Source organism: Cupriavidus sp. 05N40 (assembly GCF_056397305.1).
This window is the reverse complement of sequence record NZ_JBFTND010000080.1, coordinates 20,475-38,334: the sequence shown is the minus strand read 5'-3', so window position 1 is coordinate 38,334 and position 17,860 is coordinate 20,475. Positions and strand designations below refer to the sequence as shown.

Here is a 17,860-nt window from a genome sequence, read left to right as displayed (position 1 = left end):
TGCCCAGCCCGTGCACCCATTCGCGCAGCGCCTGCGGATCGAAGCCCGCCAGCAGCGGCGCGATCTGCGTGCTGCGGCTGCCGTAGCGCGCCAGGAAGGGCTGCGCCGCCTCCGAGTGCGTCAGGTTCATGCCGCCGCGCCCGGCCATCAGGAACTTGCGGCCCACCGACGGCATGGCGTCGTACACGTCCACGCGCCAGCCGCGCGCGGCCAGCACCTCGGCCGCCATCAGGCCCGCGGGGCCGCCACCGATCACGGCGATGCTGGCGGAGAGAGAGGCGGCGGGTGCAGACATGGCTTGAATCCGGAGGAAGGGCGGTGAGCCGCGGCAATGCGAAAGGCGTGCCTTGGGCGTGCGGCGCGGCGGATCGGATTATATAGGGCGGCTCGCCATGGCCCGGCGCGGGGTGGCCGGCGCAGCCCGGCGGCGGCTGATAAGATCCGGTCCTCGATGCCGCCAGCGTGCGTTTCCCATGACCGTATCTTTTTCTTTCCCGGCGTTTCGCGCCGTAGTGCGCGCTGCCGCGCGAGGCGTGCCTGCCGGCCTGGTGCTCGGCCTGCTGTGCGGAGCGCCGGCGGCGTTTGCGCAGGAAACCGCGCAAGGGCTGCAGGACAAGGCCATGCATGGCGACTTCCTGGCCCAGCGCAACCTGTCCTACTGCCTGCAGTCAGGCTGCCTCGGGCTGGAGAAGGACCGCGTGCGTGCCTGCGCGTGGCGCAAGGTGATCGTGCTGTCCGGCGATCGCCGCGTGACCGACCTCGATACCGCCAACCTCGAGTACGTCTGCGGCAAACTGAGCGCGGCCGAGCGCGACGCGGCCATGCGCCAGGCCGATACGCTTGCCAGGCAGATCTACGGCCAGCGCCGCTGAGCGAGACGTGCGGGCCGGGCGCTAAAATGGTGGTTTCGCGCCGTTCGCCATCGTCATGACTTCAGCTCCGCCGTCCACCGAATCCGTCCTGCAAGCCACCCGGCAGTGGCTGGAGCGCGCCGTGATCGGCCTTAACCTCTGCCCGTTCGCCAAGGCCGTGCATGTCAAGCAACAGATCCGCTACGCGGTGAGCGGCGCCACCGATAGCGAGGGCGTGATGGCCGACCTCGAGGCCGAGCTGAAACTGCTGGCCGAGGCGGATCCGGCCGAGACCGACACCACGCTGCTGATCCTGCCGCACGCGCTGGCGGATTTTCTCGACTACAACGACGCGCTGTTTTTCGCCGAACGCCTGCTCAAGAGCCTGCGCCTGGCCGGCACGCTGCAGATCGCCAGCTTCCACCCGGACTACCAGTTCGACGGAACCGAGCCGGACGATATCGAGAACTACACCAACCGCGCGCCCTATCCGATCCTGCACCTGCTGCGCGAAGACAGCATCGCGCGTGCCGTGGAGGCCTTTCCCGATGCGGCGGATATCTACGAGCGCAACCAGGACACCATGCGCAAGCTCGGCCTGGAGGGGTGGCGGGCGCTGATGCGCGCCTGAAGCGGCGCGCCGGGCGGGCGCCGCCACGCATCAGGCCGGAAACTCACTGCGCCACGGCGCAGGCTGCCTCGCCGTGGCTTTCGCCGGTATAGAAGCGTCCCGACATTTCCTCCAGCCCCAGCGTCTTCAGCACTTCGTTGAGGCGCTCGGTGGGCCGGCGGCGCGGCAGATCCTTGTACTGCGCGATGATCAGTTCGTTCTTCATCGAATGCTCCCAACCCACCAGCTCGGTCACGCTGACCTGGTAGCCGTGCGCTTCGAGTTGCAGGCAGCGCAGCACATTGGTGACCTGGCTGCCGAACTCGCGCGTATGCAGCGGGTGGCGCCAGATCTCGGTGAGCGGGCTGGCGAGCGATTTTCCCTTGTTCTTGCGCAGCACGCCGGCCACCTCGGCCTGGCAGCAGGGCACCACCACGATGTACTTCGCGTGCTTTTCCAGCGCGAAGCGGATGGCATCGTCCGTGGCCGTATTGCAGGCATGCAACGCGGTCACGATGTCGATGGCGGGCGGCAGCTGCGACGAGGTGATCGAGTCCGCCACCGACAGGTTCAGGAAGGACATGCCCTTGAAGCCAAGCCGCGCGGCCAGCTCCTGAGAAGTGCGCACCAGTTCCTCGCGCGTCTCGATGCCGAAGATGTGCGAGTTGTCCAGGTGGTCCTTGAAGAACAGGTCGTACAGGATGAAGCCCAGATAGGACTTGCCTGCGCCATGGTCCACCAGCGTCACGTCGGGATGGTCTTGCTTGAGGTCCTGCAGCAGCGGCTCGATGAACTGGAACAGGTGATAGACCTGCTTGAGCTTGCGGCGGCTGTCCTGGTTCATCTTGCCGTCGCGCGTGAGGATATGCAGCGCCTTGAGCAGCTCGACGGACTGGCCGGGGCGGATTTCGTGGGGGCTGGGCGCCGGTGCGGCGGGCGTCTTCGACGCCGGGGACTTCTGGGCCATCTGGGGAACCTGGGAAAAGCGGTGAGGCAGTGGGGCGTGCGCCAAAGCGGACGACGCGGCGCCGGAATAGCGGCAGTTTACCGAAAGTCGCCGGCGGCCGGGCGGAGTGGCGCAACCGCCGCAGCGGATGCCGGTGCTCGCCACCTGCTTGCCGCCTGGTTTCGGCGGGATCCCGGCGCGCGGCCCTCAAGTTTTCCGCAAGGCCGCCGTTGGTGTTGTGTGCGCCAGAAAGAACAAAGATCAGCGGCGCGCAAAGACAACCCGGGGCCCCGTGCGCGGCGCCCGCGGGCAGATGCCAGAAGCCCAGGTACCCACGGCGATGCCGCCGCACCCTTTGGTCGCGGGCTGCGTCAGCGCGCGGCGGGGGCGGCCCGGAATGGCAAGTGGCGCAGCGGGCGGGACCGCGCGCCCGGACAGATCCACCAGAGGGAACGACGGAATGGAAAGTCGGGGAGAACACCCAGTTGACGCAGTAGAAGGGGGCTTGCGGGTCAGTCTCGATGAGGCCACGCGGCATCTGCACGCCACCTATGCCATGGCGCCGGGGCGGATGCCGCCGGACCGCGCGGCACTGGAGGCGGCGCTGGCCGCCGCAGGCTGGGGCGGGGCCAGGCTGGACACAGCCGCGGTCGGCGGCTTTCTCTCGCAGTGCCAGCGCGCCACCGAAGGCGCGCCGGTGCAGGCGCTGATCGGAGAGGTCACCGACGGCTATTTCGAGATCGACATCAGCGCCGACGGGCTGAGCGTGCGCCTGAGCCTGCTGCCGGCGCAAGGCGGCCGCGCGGTGGTGCGTGACGATGTCCGCGCCGCGCTGGCCGAGCGCGGCATCGTGGCCGAGCCTGACCGCGACATCCTGCGCACGGTCTTCGAGGCGGGCTTATGCGACAGCGTGGAGATCGCCGCAGGGCGCGCGCCGCGGCCCGGCACGCCAGCGCGCTTCGAAAGCCTGCTGGCGCCGCGCAAGCCCCTGGTGGCGGAAGACGAAAGTGGCCGCGTCGACCTGCGCGACCTCGGGACCCTGCTGCTGGTCAACCCGGGCACGCCGCTGATGCGCCGCATCCCGGCCCGCCAGGGCACGGATGGCGTCGACGTCTTCGGCAAGCCCGTGGCGGCGCCGGAGGCGGCCGATCCGCCCTATGCCGATGGATTGACGGGCGTGGCCCCCGATCCCGCCGATCCGGGCGTCCTGCTGGCGGCGATCTCCGGCTCGCCGACGCTGTTGCCGCATGGCGTTTCGGTCAGCCCGGTGGTCGACGTAGAAGCGGTGGACATGCATTCCGGCAATGTCACCTTCGACGGCACTCTGCGCGTCAACGGCGATATCAAGACCGGCATGACGGTGCGGGTGACCGGAGATGTCATCGTCAGCGGCACCATCGAGGCCGCGCATGTCGAGGCGGGCGGCGACGTCGTGGTGAAGGGCGGCATCATCGGCCGGGCCGAAGGCGCGCACCAGGGCGGCGATGGCGCGGCGGCGCTGGCGAGCGTGCGCTGCAAGGGCGCGCTGCACGCGCGCTTCATCGAAAGCGCGGTGGTCGAGGCCGGCACCGATGTCACCGTGGAAAGCGGCATCCGGCAGAGCGACGTGGCCGCCGGGCGCAGCATCCTCGCGGGCAGTCCCAAGGGCGGACAGGGCAATATCACCGGCGGCCGCATCCGGGCCAAGGCGGCGGTGCGCACCGCCACCCTCGGCGCGTCCGCAGGCACCGCCACCATCGTGCAGGTCGGCACCAATCCCTATGCGGAAGCGGAGAAGGCCGAAGCGGAGGCCCAGCGCCGCCAGCTCGAGACCGACCAGGCCAAGGTGCAGCAGCTGGTCAACTTTTTCGCCAAGAACCCCGAGAAAGCGGTCGGYGACCTGCGCGAGAAGGCGCGCGCGACCTTGTTCAAGCTGACCCGCGACTCCATCGAGCTGGACGCCAGGCTGGCCAGGCTGGCCGAGCAGCTGCGCCCCTCGCCCGGGGCGGTGATCGAGGTGAGCCGGCGCATCCACGGCGGGGTCAGCGCGCATATCGGGCAGAAGTCCATGAAGATCATGGAGGACAAGCCGGGCGGCCAGTTCCGGCTGGTCGAGGACCGCATCGCGCTGGTCTGACCTCGCAGCGGGATCGTCCGGCCAGCGGGCGATCCCCATTTCCTTCTCCCTTTTTCTCCCCCTTGTCCTGCGCGTTGTCCGGCAGCGGCGCGCAATGCCGTCAAGGTAGGCAATGCCCCCCCCGGTACTTGGCGCGCGGGTTTGATTTGCCGAAATTTCCGAATGGAAATTAGGAAGCGGCTGATTGGTTGGCGTGGCGCCAGTGATTACAGTAGCCACATACCGCTCTCTTCCCCGGGGGTGGTATTCCCGATGAGGGTCCATCCCTTGGCCCTCCTTCCGTAACGCCGCATGCTTGCGCATGCGGCGTTTTTTTCTGCAGAAGCCCTCGCGGCGCGCCTCGCGGCTTGCGGCAAGGTCGGAGGCATCCAGCCACACCGGGGGACAGGCACCCATCGCATCGGGCAGCGCATCGCAATTGATGCCGCTGGGGCCACCCGCGTGCCCTCGTGCCCTCGTGCGAATACGCGCGCGCTACCAGACCCGTATCCTGATTTGCAAGGAAATGCAGCCGTCGACCTTGCCTCGCATCGTCGGCACATAGATCAGGCTCGCGCCCACGCGGCGGTACTCGACACCGATCACCGGTGCGGCCATCGGTGACCAGCCGCCATGATTGATATCCGGATACCCGCGCACCGCGCCTGCCGCGACGCCGATCCGGAGCGGTCCCAGGTGCAGGGGCTGCCAGCTCACGGTGGCGTAGGTCGAGTGGTAGCGCATGCTGTTGCGGTATTCGCCGGCGGACAAGGTGAAATCCTCGCTGACGCGAAGATCGATGCCGAATCCCCAGTTGTACGCGTTGTAGTGCGCAGCGTGGTTGAAGTGATAGGAGAGAAAGCCCGCATTGAGCCAGACCTGCGGCGAGAATCCGGGAGCGGGAGCGGCGGCGGGCGTGTCCGCTGCCGGCAAGCCTTCCGGCGAAGGTACAGGGATATCCGGCGGCTTTGCATCGTCCGCGCGCGCCGGCGCCGCTGCCAGTGATGCGCACATGGCAAGCAGCACGACGAATCCGCGCGGAAAAAGACAACGGCTCGCCGTACCAGGGACTGGACAAGCATCCATGGCCGCTTCCTTTGTTCTTGTCGTGGCGTGGATCGGCCGCGCGCGGCGCGCGGGTGCGCGCGGGCACGGCCAACCTGCAAATCCGGCGCGGCGCCGGCTATGTCGGAGCGGTATGCATGCTGTTCCCCGGTTGCGCAGCAATGGCGAACGCGTGCCGGAACGCTGCCGGCCGGTTCGTCCTGTGTATTCGGGCGCCTGGAGTCGCTACCCGTTGTTCTGGTTGTCTTGTGATACCAGTCTGGTGCCTGGGGCGTGCAGATTCAATGAATCGAACGGCGTAAGCCCAAGGAGGGATGTGACGGACAGGAGGCTGTCAACGGCTGTCCTGCCGCCATGCTTTTGGCGGGCGCGGGATGTGTGCGGGGGGAAAGAGAAAATGCTCTGCCGGGCGTGCCGGCCCGGCGTCAGCGCTTCCAGGCGATTGGCGCTGTGGCAGAGCAGGTGGCCATCGTGCCGGACCAGTTCCTGCGGGTGGTGAGCTTGACGAGCCGGTCGTCGAGCGGTTCGATTTGCCGCTGACGGCGCTCGGAGAGGCTGTTGGCCACACTGGAAAGCGCTGCCTTGCACGCCGTCTGCGCCGTGCTGGACCGCACGGTGAACCCCGGGTAGCGATAGTTGACCATCAGCGTGAAGCCATCCGGGACGTACTCGACCGTGTACTCGGTGTCTGCGTCGTACGTCGACATCTGCCTGCCGCCGGATGGCGCGGGCGCGGGCGCAGACGTGGTGCAAGCCGCCGATACCAGGCAGGCCATTGCTGCCAATACCTTCATGTATTTCACGGCATGATCTCCAAAGAGTCGCGTTGCGGGCGGCGCAGCGCAACCGGGTTCGCTTGCGAGGCTGGGCTGGATGGTACCAAGGACCCGCGGTGACTGGCAGGCGTGGCGCCCCGGGATTCGCCGGCGCCGGGCAACAAAAAACCCGGAGAGCTCTGGGCTGTCCGGGTTGCTTGGCACTGCTGGCAATACTCTGGAATGCTTGTGGTGCCGAAGAGAGGAATCGAACCCCCGACCTTCTCATTACGAATGAGCTGCTCTACCGACTGAGCTACTTCGGCCTCACCATCCGCGAAACAACTACTGGATGAAGCCCGCAATAATAGCAACGTTTATTTTGCCTGTGAAGCCCCCCAGGCAAAAATTTCCGGGGCGGACGTGGCTGCGGCCAGCCTGGCCATGGAAAAGGGACGCCCGGGGCGTCCCTTCCCACACCAGCACATGCAAGTGCCGTGGCCTTCTCGCCGGCAGCCGGCGTCAGCCCGCGGCCTTTTCCTCGTGGTGGTAGCGCGTGACGCGCTCCACTTCGTTCTTCGAGCCGAGGATCACGGAAACGCGCTGGTGCAGCTTTTCGGGCTGCACGTCCAGGATGCGTTCGTGGCCGTTGGTGGCGGCGCCGCCGGCCTGCTCGACCAGCATGGCCATGGGGTTGGCTTCGTACATCAGGCGCAGCTTGCCGGGTTTCTCCGGCTCGCGCTTGTCCCAGGGGTACATGAAGACGCCGCCGCGCGTGAGGATGCGGTGCACGTCGGCCACCATGGAGGCGATCCAGCGCATGTTGAAGTTCTTGCCGCGCGGACCTTCGTCGCCGGCCAGGCATTCGTCGATATAGCGGCGCACAGGCGGGGCCCAGTGGCGCATGTTGGACATGTTGATCGCGAATTCCTTGGTGTCTTCCGGGATCTGCACGTCGGACTGGGTGAGCACGAAGCTGCCGGCTTCGCGGTCCAGCGTGAACATGTGCACGCCATTGCCGACGGTCAGCACCAGGGTGGTCTGCGGGCCGTACACGGCGTAGCCGGCGGCGACCTGGTGGGTGCCGGGCTGCATGAAGTCGGCCTCGGTCACGGTCTGGCCGGGCTTGGGCATGTGCAGCACCGAGAAGATGGTGCCGATCGAGACGTTGACGTCGATGTTCGACGAGCCGTCGAGCGGATCGAACAGCAGCAGGTATTCGCCCTTGGGATAGCGGTTGGGGATCTCGTAGAAGCTGTCCATTTCCTCCGAGGCCATGGCGGCGAGGTGGCCGCCCCATTCGTTGGCGTCGAGCAGGACTTCGTTGGCGATCACGTCCAGCTTCTGCTGGGTCTCGCCCTGCACGTTGCCGGTGCCGGCCGAGCCGAGGATGCCGGCGAGGGCGCCCTTGCTGACGGAGTTGGAAATGGCCTTGCAGGCGCGCGCCACCACTTCGATCAGCAGCCGCAGCTCCGGCTGGATCGTATTGTGTTTGCGCTGCTCCTCGACCAGATAGCGGGTGAGGCTGATGCGACTCATGGGGTTTCTCCTTGAATGGCCGCAATTCTACATGGCCGCATGGCTGCCAGGCCGCAGCGGCGACGGGCCGCGGCGCGCCGGCGGCCCGTCGGTGCGCCGGATCCGGCGCCCGTCGCGGTGCCTGTCAGGGCGCCAGCGCCTTGCTTACGATCTCGCGCACGTCGCGCGACAGGTCCTTGGCGCCAGCCACCTGTTCCAGCGCGGCACGCATGCGGTCGCGCAGCGGCAGGGCGTATTTCTGCCAGCGGTCCATGACGCGTGCCAGGCGCGAGGCCACCTGCGGGTTGATGGCGTCGAGCGCCAGCACCTGCTCGGCCCAGAACACATAGCCGGAGCCGTCCTCGGCATGGAACTGGGCCGGGTTGGCGGCGCAGAAGCTGAAGATCAGCGAGCGCGCGCGGTTGGGATTGCGCAGGTTGAAGGCAGGGTGTTCCATCAGCGCGCGCACGGTGTCGATGGTGTGCTTGCCGGCGTGGCCCGGGAGGCTCGGCCCCACCGTGCCGCGTTGCGCGGCCTGCAGCGAGAACCATTTGTCGATCACCAGCGCGTCCTGCTCGAAGCGCTGGTAGAAGTCGGCCAGCGCTGCCTCGCGTCCGGGAGCGAAGGTGTTGACCAGCGCGATCAGCGCGGCGACACGGTCGGTCATGTTGTCGGCCGCCTTGTATTGCGCTTCGGCCAGCGCCTGCATGTCGGCGTCGCCGCTGTCGGCCAGGTAGCCCAGCGCCAGGTTGCGCAGCGCGCGCTTGCCGGCGGAGACCGCATCGGGGCTGTAGTCGCCCGGCGTGGCGTTGGCATGATAGGCGGCCAGCCAGTCGGCCTTGAGTTCCCGGGCCAGCGCTTCGCGCATGAACTGGCGCGCGCGGTGGATGGCGGCCGGGTCGGCCACGCCCATGCGCTCGGCCAGGTAGGCTTCCGCCGGCAGGGTGAGTGCCTGCTCGCGGAAGGCGGGGCTGAGCTGCTGGTTGTTGAGCACGGTGCGCAGCGCGGCCACCAGCGCCGGGTCGAGCTTGAGCTCGCGCCCGGCCTGCGATTGCGACACCAGCTGCAGCAGCGCACGGGTGGTGAGGCGCTGACCGGCTTCCCAGCGGTTGAACGGGTCGCTGTCGTGCGCGAGCAGGAAGGTGAGCTGCGCCTCGCTGTAGTCGGCGTCGACGATGACCGGCGCGGAGAAGTCGCGCAGCAGCGACGGCAGCGGCGGCGCATCGCCGCGCGGCAGGTTGATGAAGCGCAAGCTCTGCTCGGCCTCGGTGAAGTCGAGCACGCGCGTGGTGGCGCCGGGCTGGCTTTCGCCTTCGAGTTGCAGCGGCAGATCGCGCCCTTCGGCATCGAGCAGGCCCAGCGCGAACGGGATATGGAAGGGCAGCTTGTCCGGCGTGCCGGGGTGGGTCTCGATGCCGACCTTTGGGCAGTGCTGCGACAGCGTCAGCGTCAGGCTGCCCTCGTCGCCGTTCCACGCGGTGCGCACGCCCACCACCGGCGTGCCGGCCTGGCTGTACCAGCGGCCGAACTGGGTGAGGTCGCGCCCGTTGGCATCGGCCATCGCGGCGCGGAAATCGTCGCAGGTCACGGCCTGGCCGTCATGGCGCTGGAAGTACAGGTCCATGCCCTTGCGGAATCCTTCGCGGCCCAGCAGGGTCTGGTACATGCGTACCACTTCGGCACCTTTCTCGTACACCGTGACGGTGTAGAAGTTGTTGATCTCTTCGTAGCTGTCGGGCCGCACCGGATGCGCCATGGGGCCGGCGTCCTCGGGGAACTGCACCTGGCGCAGCACGCGCACGTCCTCGATGCGCTTGACCGCGCGGCCCGATTCCGAGCCCATCATGTCGGCCGAGAATTCCTGGTCGCGGAATACCGTCAGGCCTTCCTTGAGCGAGAGCTGGAACCAGTCGCGGCAGGTCACGCGGTTGCCCGTCCAGTTGTGGAAGTATTCGTGGCCGACCACCGAYTCGATATTGCCGAAATCGGCGTCGGTGGCGGTTTGCGCATTGGCCAGCACGTACTTGGTGTTGAAGATGTTGAGGCCCTTGTTCTCCATCGCGCCCATGTTGAAGTCGCCCACGGCGACGATCATGAAGCGGTCGAGATCGAGCTCCAGGCCGAAGCGCCGCTCGTCCCAGCGGATCGAATGGATCAGGGAGTCCATCGCATGACGCGTCTTGGGCAGGTCCTGCGGCTCCACCCAGACCTGCAGCAGCTTTTCCTTGCCGGAGGCGGAGGCGATGCGTTCCTCGATGCGCTCGAGCTTGCCCGCCACCAGCGCGAACAGGTAGGACGGCTTCTTGAACGGGTCTTCCCATACGGCCTCGTGCCGGCCGCCGGGCAGCTCGCGCTCGCTGACCAGGTTGCCGTTGGACAGCAGTACCGGATAGGCCGCGCGTTCCGCGCGCAGCGTGACGCGGAACGTGGACATCACGTCGGGGCGATCCAGGAAATACGTGATCTTGCGGAAGCCCTCGGCCTCGCACTGCGTGAAGAAATTGCCGTTCGAGACGTAGAGGCCCGACAGCGACGTGTTGGCGGCCGGCTGGCAGGCGGTGACGATCTCCAGCGTGCCGTGGTCGGGCAACTCGGGCAGTGTCAGGCTGGCGGCTTCCTGGCGGGCGTTGTCCAGCGGGCGGCCGTCGAGGCTCACGCCGACCAGTTCGAGTTCTTCGCCGGCCAGCACCAGCGGACCGGGTGCGTGGCGCATGAAGCGAAGCGTGTTGGTCACCACCGTGCGCGCGGGGTCGAGTTCGAGCACGAGGTCGACGTGCTCAAAAGCGAAGGCCGGCGGAGTATAGTCTTTGCGGTGGACGGTAACGGGCGTGTCGGTGCGCAGCATGAAAGAGTCCTGTCCTCTGAAGGCCAATGGGGCGTCATGGTCGCCACGCGGGCAAAGGGGCGGCAAGGGCGGCAGGTGGCTATGGCCGGATGGGACGAAGGCTGCCGCGGCCGCGCGCCGGCGTGGCACTGAAGAACCCATTGTAGCCAAGCACGGGCGCGGCGGCTCGGGCCGATGCGCCGGAGCCGCTCGGCGGCGGAAGTCGCGCTGTCACAGGCGGATAAAACAGGCGAGGAACAATGATCTTGCGAGGGGCATCATGACAAGGCAATGGATAGGCGCCCTGTGGGCGCGGCTGGCCGGCGCGGGTTTGCTGCGCAGCAGGGTGATGGCGGGTGCGGCGCTGCTCGGCGCGGCCCTGCTGTCGGGCTGCGCCAGCACCGTCACCACGGAGGTGACGGCATTCCGGCAGGGCAACTGGCAGAACGATCCGCCGCGCACCTATGCCTTCGACCGCGCGCCGGGCCAGGAGGCCCAGCTCGAGGACCAGACCTATGAGCAATGGCTGGCGCAGGCGCTGTCCGGGGTCGGCTTCGAGCAGGTGGCACGCGCGCAGGCGCGCTACCTGGTCAGGATGGACTACGACACCAATTCGCGCCTGATGCGCGTGCAGGAGACGACCTACTCCGATCCCTGGTATCCCGGCCCTTATGGCCCGTACTGGGGGCCCTACTACCGGCCGTGGGGGCCGTGGGGCTGGGGCGGCCCGGGTTACTGGCCACCGACCACCACCATCCGCGATGTGCCGGTGACCCTGTCCACGCTGCGGGTGATGTTCAAGGAGGCCGCCAGCGGCACGAAGGTCTACCAGGTCACGGCGCATCATCGCGGCGAGGAARCCTCGCTGCAGGCGGCGATGCCTTACCTGATCCGCAGCGCCTTCGTGCAGTTCCCCGCGGAGAACGGCAGGCCAAAGCGCGTGACCTTGCCGCTGGACCCGAACGATAAGTAACGCATTGCCCCTGCTGGGGTAAAAACTGAATTGCCCGGCGAAAACCCCGAATACCTTGCGCCCTCGCGTGGCAGGGTCTTCGCGCCGGGCCTGGCTGAGCTAGAATGACGGCTCGAATTTTCGGCCCGAGCCGCCGGAGCCTGTCTTGAAAGTTGCGCTGGAAGATTCCGGCAAGCGCGCCGGATACGACCGGAGCGGCCGCGGCAGACCCTGGTGGGGCCACTACTACCCGGACGAGCACAATGAGCAGCAAGACCGGCGGTGATGCACCGCAACATGCCCCCAACAGCCCTGAAGCGCAACTGCGCCTGGCAGCGCTGGAATATCACCGCAGCCCGACCAAGGGCAAGATCCAGGTAAATGCGACCAAGGCGCTGTCGAACCAGCGCGACCTGTCGCTGGCCTACTCGCCGGGCGTGGCCTATGCCTGCGAGGAGATCGCCAAGGATCCGGCCATGGCCGCCGAGTACACCTCGCGCGGCAACCTGGTGGCGGTGGTCACCAACGGTACCGCCGTGCTCGGCATGGGCGATATCGGTCCGCTGGCCGGCAAGCCGGTGATGGAAGGCAAGGGCTGCCTGTTCAAGAAGTTCGCCGGCATCGACGTGTTCGATATAGAACTCGACGCGCGCGACCCGGACAAGATCGTGGAAATCGTGGCCGCGCTGGAGCCGACGATCGGCGGCGTGAACCTCGAGGACATCAAGGCGCCCGAGTGCTTCTACATCGAGCAGAAGCTGCGCGAACGCATGAACATTCCCGTCTTCCACGACGACCAGCACGGTACCGCCATCATCTCCGCCGCGGCGTTGCTCAACGGCCTGAAGGTGGTGGGCAAGGATATCGCCAAGGTCAAGCTGGCGGTCTCGGGCGCCGGCGCGGCGGCCATCGCCTGCCTGGATACCATGGTGAGCCTGGGCGTGACCCGCACCAACATCACGGTGGTGGATTCGAAGGGCGTGATCTACACCGGCCGCGACGCCAACATGGAGCCCAACAAGGCCCGCTACGCGCAAGACACCTCGGCCCGCACGCTGGYCGACATCGTCAACGGCGCCGACGTGTTCCTGGGATGCTCGACCGCCGGCGTGCTGACCGCCGAGATGGTCAAGACCATGGGCGACAAGCCCATCATCCTGGCGCTGGCCAACCCGGAACCCGAAATCCGCCCGGAAGTGGCCAAGGCCGCGCGGCCTGACTGCATCATCGCCACCGGCCGTTCGGACTACCCGAACCAGGTCAACAACGTGTTGTGCTTCCCGTACATCTTCCGCGGCGCGCTCGATTGCGGCGCCACCAAGATCACGGAAGCCATGAAGCTGGCCTGCGTGAAGGCCATCGCCGAGCTGGCCGAGGCCGAGCTCAACGACGCGGTGGCGGCGGCCTACGGCGGCCAGGAGCTGAAGTTCGGCCCCGACTACATCATCCCGACGCCGTTCGACCAGCGCCTGATCGAGAAGATCGCGCCGGCCGTGGCCAAGGCGGCCGAAGAGTCCGGCGTGGCCACGCGCCCGATCAAGGACCTGGAGGCCTACCGCCAGCAGCTCACCCAGTACGTCTACCACACCGGCCTGATCATGAAGCCGGTGTTTACCGCCGCCAAGGCCGCGCCCAAGCGCGTGGCCTATGCCGAGGGCGAGGAAGAGCGCGTCCTGCGCGCGGTGCAGGGCGTGGTGGACGAAGGCCTGGCGCGCCCGATCCTGATCGGCCGCCCGCACGTGATCCAGATGCGCATCGAGAAGGCCGGCCTGCGCCTGAAGGCGGGCGTGGATTTCGAGCTGATCAATCCGGAAGACGATCCGCGCTACCGCGCCTATCACGAGGAATACCATGCGCTGCGCGGCCGTGACGGCGTCACGCCCGATATGGCCAAGGTGGCGCTGCGCCGCTCCAACACGCTGATCGGCACCATGCTCGTGCACATGGGCGACGCCGACGCGCTRCTGTGCGGCACGGTGGGCCGCTTCGAGGCGCACCTGGAACATGTGCGCGACGTCATCGGCCTGGCGCCGGGCGCCAAGGTATTTGCGGCAATGAACGCGCTGATGCTGGAGAAATACACGCTGTTCATCACCGATACCTTCGTCAACGACGATCCCACCGCCGAGGAACTGGCTGCCATCACCAAGCTGGCCGCCGAGGAAATCGCGCGCTTCGGCATTCATCCGAAGGTGGCGCTGATGTCGCACTCGATGTTCGGTTCGTCGAACCGTCCGTCGGCGCGCAAGATGCGCGCGGCCCAGGAGATCCTGGCGCAGGTGGCCCCGCACCTGGAAGTGGAAGGCGAGATGCAGGGCGACGCCGCCCTGGTCGAGGACGTGCGCCGTCACTTCCTGCCGGGCACCAAGCTGGCCGGCAGTGCCAACCTGCTGGTCATGCCGACCCTGGATGCGGCCAATATCGCCTTCAACCTGCTCAAGATCACGGGCGGGCAGGGCGTCACCATTGGCCCGATCCTGCTCGGCGCGGCCAAGCCGGTGCACATCCTCAATCCGCAAGCCACCACGCGCCGCATCGTCAATATGACGGCGGTGGCAGTGGCGGAGGCGAACGCGACGCGCTGAACCGGCGTATCGCGGTCAGGGACCGCAGCATGAAAAACGGGGCTCCTTGGGAGCCCCGTTTTTTTTGGACCGGTTTGTGATGCAGTTCCGCCGGCCCGCTGAAACCTGGATGTCTGGATGTCCTTGCGGCTGCCGCACCTACTGCAGCATGTTGTACTGCTCGCGCATCACCACGATGATGGATTTGGCGGCTGCCAGTTGCGTCGATAGCTGGTCATCGCATTCGCGCCGGAAATCGACTTCAGCGCTCCAGTTGCAACCCGTGTGGTCGGGCTGGTGCACGCGCATGGCGTGCAATTCACATTCACCGCACTCGGGGTTGTTGTTTAGGAACTGGTTCAGGATGGCCATCAACTCCGACCGGGTCTTTGCATCACGCCGCATGAGTCACCTCGTCCGTTGCCGTCTCGTTGCCTGGAAACTTAATCTAGGCAGGCATTGACGGCCTCGCCAATTGAATCGGCCTATTAAACGGCGACTTTCGATCCTGATTGCTCGGTAGGCTGCCTCTATCGCATTGCAGCAATTTTCCGGGCCCGACGGCGTCCTGCCATCTGCCTGGCAAGGGCGCGGGCGCAAGCCGCTGCGCGGCGAATCCTCGCACACGTCACTTCGCGAACTGGCGCAAAAGGCATATTCGCGCCYGGTTAGACAGATTAGTAAATGTTAATAAAAACCAAAATTATTTGCGTCAAAACAAGGCATGCCGGGCTTCGAGCTGGGGCGGCCATCTGCCGCAGGGCACGCCGCGCACGTTCAAGGTGGCGATGACGGTGGACCTTGCGGGCATCGCGCGCATAAAAAAACCCGCCATGGAGGCGGGTTCCAGATTCCCGTCGACAAGGCCGGCGCGTCAGAACTTGTGACGCAAGCCCACGCCGAAGGTATCGCCGTGCGACAGGTCGGTGATCTTGTCGTAGAAATAAGCGGCGTAGACGTCGGTGCGCTTGGACAGGTTGTAGTCGTAGGCGACTGCCAGCGTGTTGCGCTTGAAGTCCGCGACCGAATTCTTGGTCTTGTCGTAGGCGTAGGACGCCAGCACGTTGCCCGCGCCGAGCGGCACCGACACGCCGACCTGGCCGTTGTAGTGCTTGRTGTCGCCGTTGACGTTGTTGTTGATGTCGGACTTGATGTACTGGCCTTGCGCGAACACCTTCACGACCTGGAAGTCGTAGCTCAGGCCGCCCTGTACGGCGTTCTGCTTGCTGAAGCCGACCAGCAGCGGGCTGGTGGAGGCGGTGATGTCGCCCGGCGTGTTGTCGAACTTCACTTGCTGGAAGGCCAGGGTGGCGGCCAGGTTGCCGCTGAAGTACGTCAGGTTGCCGCCCCACTTGTTCTGGCCGATGGAGCCGGTCTTCTCGCCGAAGGAGTAGATCACGTTGGCGGTCAGGCCGCCAAAGGTCGGCGTCGAGTACAGCAGCGAGTTGTTCCAGCCCGAGTCGCCGATGATGCCGGGGTCGTTCACGCGCGCCGTGGACGCGCCGAAGTAGGTGTGGAACACCATCGGCGAGAACACGTAGGAGTCGATCAGCGGATTGAACAGGATGGTCGAGACGAAGTAGGGCGTGGTGTTGCGGCCCAGCTTGATCGTGCCCAGCTTGTCGTTCTGCAGGCCGACGAAGGCGTTGCGGCTGAACATCGAGTCGCCGTCGAAGCGGCCGGACTTGCCGTTGTCGGTACGGAAGAAGCCGTTCAGGTCGAAGATGGCCTTGGTGCCGCTGCCGAGGTCTTCGGTACCCTTGATACCCCAGTACGAGGTCTGCATGCCGCCCGAGTTGGCCACGTAGGCGCGGTCGGCCGCGCCTACGTTCTTGACGCCGCCGACGAACATGTCGGCCTGGCCGTACAGCGTGACGCTGGACTGGGCCATGGCGGCACCGCTGGCGAGTGCCGCGGCCATTGCCGCCAGCTTGAGGGCCGGCTTGAGTTGTTTCTGCATTGGTGAGATCTCCGTGGTTGATCCGTTGCGTGCTTTTGTGTACTGGGTCCCTGACGGGTTCTATTCGTTCTTGGGGCGCGCGCCGGCCGGGAAATCCGCTGGCTCGCGGACCCCTGCGGGGCGCTGCCCGGGCGCCTGTCATCGATAAGCAGGCTGCCTATTTTTGCTCAGCCGGATACTAAGTCGTTCAGGCGGAACTGCGCAATGCGATGGATCTGGTTGATGCATGTTTGCAACTCCGCGGCCGGCTCGTTGGCCGCGCGCCTTGCGAACTCGCCGATGATGCCGGCGCGGTCGTAGCCGCGCACGGCCAGGATGAAGGGGAAGCCGAACTTCTCGTTGTAGCGGCGGTTGAGTGTCTGGAGTTGCTCGAATTCCTCGGCGGAGCACTGGTCCAGGCCGGCACCGCTTTGCTCGCGGGTCGATTCGGCAGTCAGTTCGCCGCGCACGGCGGCCTTGCCGGCCAGCTCCGGGTGGGCACGCACGAGCTTGATCTGGGCGGCGTCGCCGGCGCCGTCCACGATGGCCCGCATGGCGTCGGCCAGCGTGGCGGCATTGGCGAACGGGCGCTGGGCCGCGGCGGCCTCGGCCACCCATGGCGAGTGTTCATAGATGCCGCCGAGCACCTGGACGAAGGTGGCGGCGGGCAGGGCGTTGAGTTGGTCGAGGGTGTAGGTTTGGCTCATGCTGGCGGGTCGGTTCAGGCGTGCGTCTTTGCGGAATGGCTGGCGGCGTGGCTGGCCGGATGGGGGTGGGTCTCGGCCCAGTGGCGCGCGATATCCACGCGCCGGCAGATCCAGACCTTGTCGTGGCCCTGCACATAGTCGAGAAAGCGCTGCAGCCCGCGCATGCGCCCAGGGCGGCCGAGCAGGCGGCAATGCATGCCGACCGACAGCATCTTCGGCCGGTCCAGGCCTTGCGGGTCGCCTTCGGCGTAGAGCACGTCGAACGCATCCTTGAGGTACTGGAAGAACTGCTCGCCGGTGTTGAAGCCCTGCGGCGTGGCGAAGCGCATGTCGTTGGAGTCCAGCGTGTAGGGCACCACCAGGTGGGGCTTTTTCTCGCCGTTGCTCACCTCCACCTCGGTCCAGAACGGCAGGTCGTCGCCGTAGTAGTCCGAGTCATAGAGCAGGCCGCCGTGCTCCACCACCAGGCGGCGCGTGTTGGGGCTGTCGCGGCCGGTGTACCAGCCCAGCGGCAGCGAGCCGGTCAGTTCCTTGATGATCTGCATGCCGATGCGCATATGCTCGCGCTCGGTGGCCTCGTCGATGCCCTGGTAGTGGATCCAGCGCCAGCCGTGGCAGGCGATCTCGTGCCCGAGTTCGACAAAGGCACGGGTCAGCTCGGGATGGCGCTGCAGCGCCATCGATACGCCGAACACCGTCAGCGGCAGCCCGCGCTGCTCGAACTCGCGCAGGATGCGCCAGACGCCGGCGCGCGAGCCGTACTCGTACACGCCTTCCATGCTCATGTGGCGGTCCGGGTAGGCGGCCGCGCCGATGATCTCCGAGAGAAACTGCTCGGAGCCGGCATCGCCGTGCAGCACGTTGTTCTCGCCGCCCTCTTCGTAGTTGAGGACGAACTGCAGCGCAATGCGCGCGCCGCCAGGCCAGCGCGCATGAGGCGGCTGGCTGCCGTAGCCGATCAGGTCGCGTGGATAGTTGTTGCTTGTCATCGGGGTCATGGTTCTTCAGGAAACTGTGCCGGCCGCCGCCGGCGA

The 17,860-nt window shown here is 66.7% G+C and carries 15 protein-coding genes and 1 tRNA gene; 5 read left to right on the top strand and 11 right to left on the bottom strand.

The annotated features are described in order from the left end of the window. The coding region (locus tag AC1DO7_RS19650; protein WP_477116467.1) for an NAD(P)/FAD-dependent oxidoreductase at positions 1-295 on the bottom strand (295 nt) is incomplete at its 3' end. A 178-nt stretch (positions 296-473) separates the two neighbouring features. Here AC1DO7_RS19650 and AC1DO7_RS19645 point away from each other — a divergent pair. Then, entirely contained in the window at positions 474-872 is a 399-nt protein-coding gene (locus tag AC1DO7_RS19645) for a hypothetical protein (protein WP_441612409.1), read from the top strand. Between the two features lie 55 nt (positions 873-927). Beyond that, entirely contained in the window at positions 928-1,482 is a 555-nt protein-coding gene (locus AC1DO7_RS19640; protein ID WP_441612408.1) for a DUF1415 domain-containing protein, read from the top strand. A gap of 43 nt (positions 1,483-1,525) precedes the next feature. On the opposite strand, the gene AC1DO7_RS19635 is transcribed toward AC1DO7_RS19640, so the two are convergent. Continuing rightward, positions 1,526-2,428 (bottom strand): class I SAM-dependent methyltransferase, encoded by a 903-nt coding sequence (locus AC1DO7_RS19635; protein ID WP_441612407.1) that lies wholly within the window; start codon positions 2,426-2,428, stop codon positions 1,526-1,528. A gap of 439 nt (positions 2,429-2,867) precedes the next feature. Here AC1DO7_RS19635 and AC1DO7_RS19630 point away from each other — a divergent pair, with 439 nt between their 5' ends. Further along, positions 2,868-4,523 carry a DUF342 domain-containing protein gene (locus AC1DO7_RS19630; protein WP_441612406.1) on the top strand — a complete coding sequence of 552 codons (1,656 nt, stop codon included), beginning with the start codon at positions 2,868-2,870 and terminating at the stop codon, positions 4,521-4,523. Positions 4,524-4,997: 474 nt separating this feature from the next. On the opposite strand, the gene AC1DO7_RS19625 is transcribed toward AC1DO7_RS19630, so the two are convergent. The 5 genes from AC1DO7_RS19625 to pepN form a co-directional block, all read right to left on the bottom strand. After that, the gene (locus AC1DO7_RS19625) at positions 4,998-5,528 is read right to left on the bottom strand and encodes a hypothetical protein (protein ID WP_441612405.1); all 531 of its coding nucleotides are present in this window, start codon (positions 5,526-5,528) and stop codon (positions 4,998-5,000) included. Between the two features lie 464 nt (positions 5,529-5,992). Then, positions 5,993-6,361 (bottom strand): hypothetical protein, encoded by a 369-nt coding sequence (locus tag AC1DO7_RS19620; protein WP_441612725.1) that lies wholly within the window; start codon positions 6,359-6,361, stop codon positions 5,993-5,995. Positions 6,362-6,572: 211 nt separating this feature from the next. Beyond that, positions 6,573-6,648, bottom strand: a tRNA-Thr gene (locus AC1DO7_RS19615). A 196-nt stretch (positions 6,649-6,844) separates the two neighbouring features. After that, positions 6,845-7,861 carry a class 1 fructose-bisphosphatase gene (locus AC1DO7_RS19610; protein ID WP_441612376.1) on the bottom strand — a complete coding sequence of 339 codons (1,017 nt, stop codon included), beginning with the start codon at positions 7,859-7,861 and terminating at the stop codon, positions 6,845-6,847. A gap of 124 nt (positions 7,862-7,985) precedes the next feature. Beyond that, the gene (gene pepN / locus AC1DO7_RS19605) at positions 7,986-10,685 is read right to left on the bottom strand and encodes an aminopeptidase N (RefSeq protein ID WP_441612375.1); all 2,700 of its coding nucleotides are present in this window, start codon (positions 10,683-10,685) and stop codon (positions 7,986-7,988) included. Between the two features lie 328 nt (positions 10,686-11,013). Here pepN and AC1DO7_RS19600 point away from each other — a divergent pair, with 328 nt between their 5' ends. Both AC1DO7_RS19600 and AC1DO7_RS19595 read left to right on the top strand, forming a co-directional pair. Further along, a complete protein-coding gene (locus AC1DO7_RS19600) occupies positions 11,014-11,637 on the top strand; it encodes a DUF4136 domain-containing protein (protein WP_477116468.1) in 624 nt (207 codons plus the stop codon). Positions 11,638-11,879: 242 nt separating this feature from the next. After that, complete coding sequence (locus AC1DO7_RS19595; protein WP_477116466.1) at positions 11,880-14,201, top strand: NADP-dependent malic enzyme; 2,322 nt, start codon at positions 11,880-11,882, stop codon at positions 14,199-14,201. A gap of 138 nt (positions 14,202-14,339) precedes the next feature. On the opposite strand, the gene AC1DO7_RS19590 is transcribed toward AC1DO7_RS19595, so the two are convergent. The 4 genes from AC1DO7_RS19590 to puuE all read right to left on the bottom strand — a co-directional run bounded on the left by AC1DO7_RS19590 (position 14,340) and on the right by puuE (position 17,815). Next, entirely contained in the window at positions 14,340-14,585 is a 246-nt protein-coding gene (locus tag AC1DO7_RS19590) for a hypothetical protein (RefSeq protein WP_441612373.1), read from the bottom strand. 469 nt (positions 14,586-15,054) lie between these two features. Then, the gene (locus AC1DO7_RS19585; RefSeq protein WP_477116465.1) at positions 15,055-16,140 is read right to left on the bottom strand and encodes a porin; all 1,086 of its coding nucleotides are present in this window, start codon (positions 16,138-16,140) and stop codon (positions 15,055-15,057) included. 167 nt (positions 16,141-16,307) lie between these two features. Further along, entirely contained in the window at positions 16,308-16,826 is a 519-nt protein-coding gene (gene uraD, locus AC1DO7_RS19580) for a 2-oxo-4-hydroxy-4-carboxy-5-ureidoimidazoline decarboxylase (protein ID WP_441612371.1), read from the bottom strand. A gap of 14 nt (positions 16,827-16,840) precedes the next feature. Continuing rightward, positions 16,841-17,815 carry an allantoinase PuuE gene (puuE, locus tag AC1DO7_RS19575; protein ID WP_441612723.1) on the bottom strand — a complete coding sequence of 325 codons (975 nt, stop codon included), beginning with the start codon at positions 17,813-17,815 and terminating at the stop codon, positions 16,841-16,843. Positions 17,816-17,860: the final 45 nt, after the last annotated feature.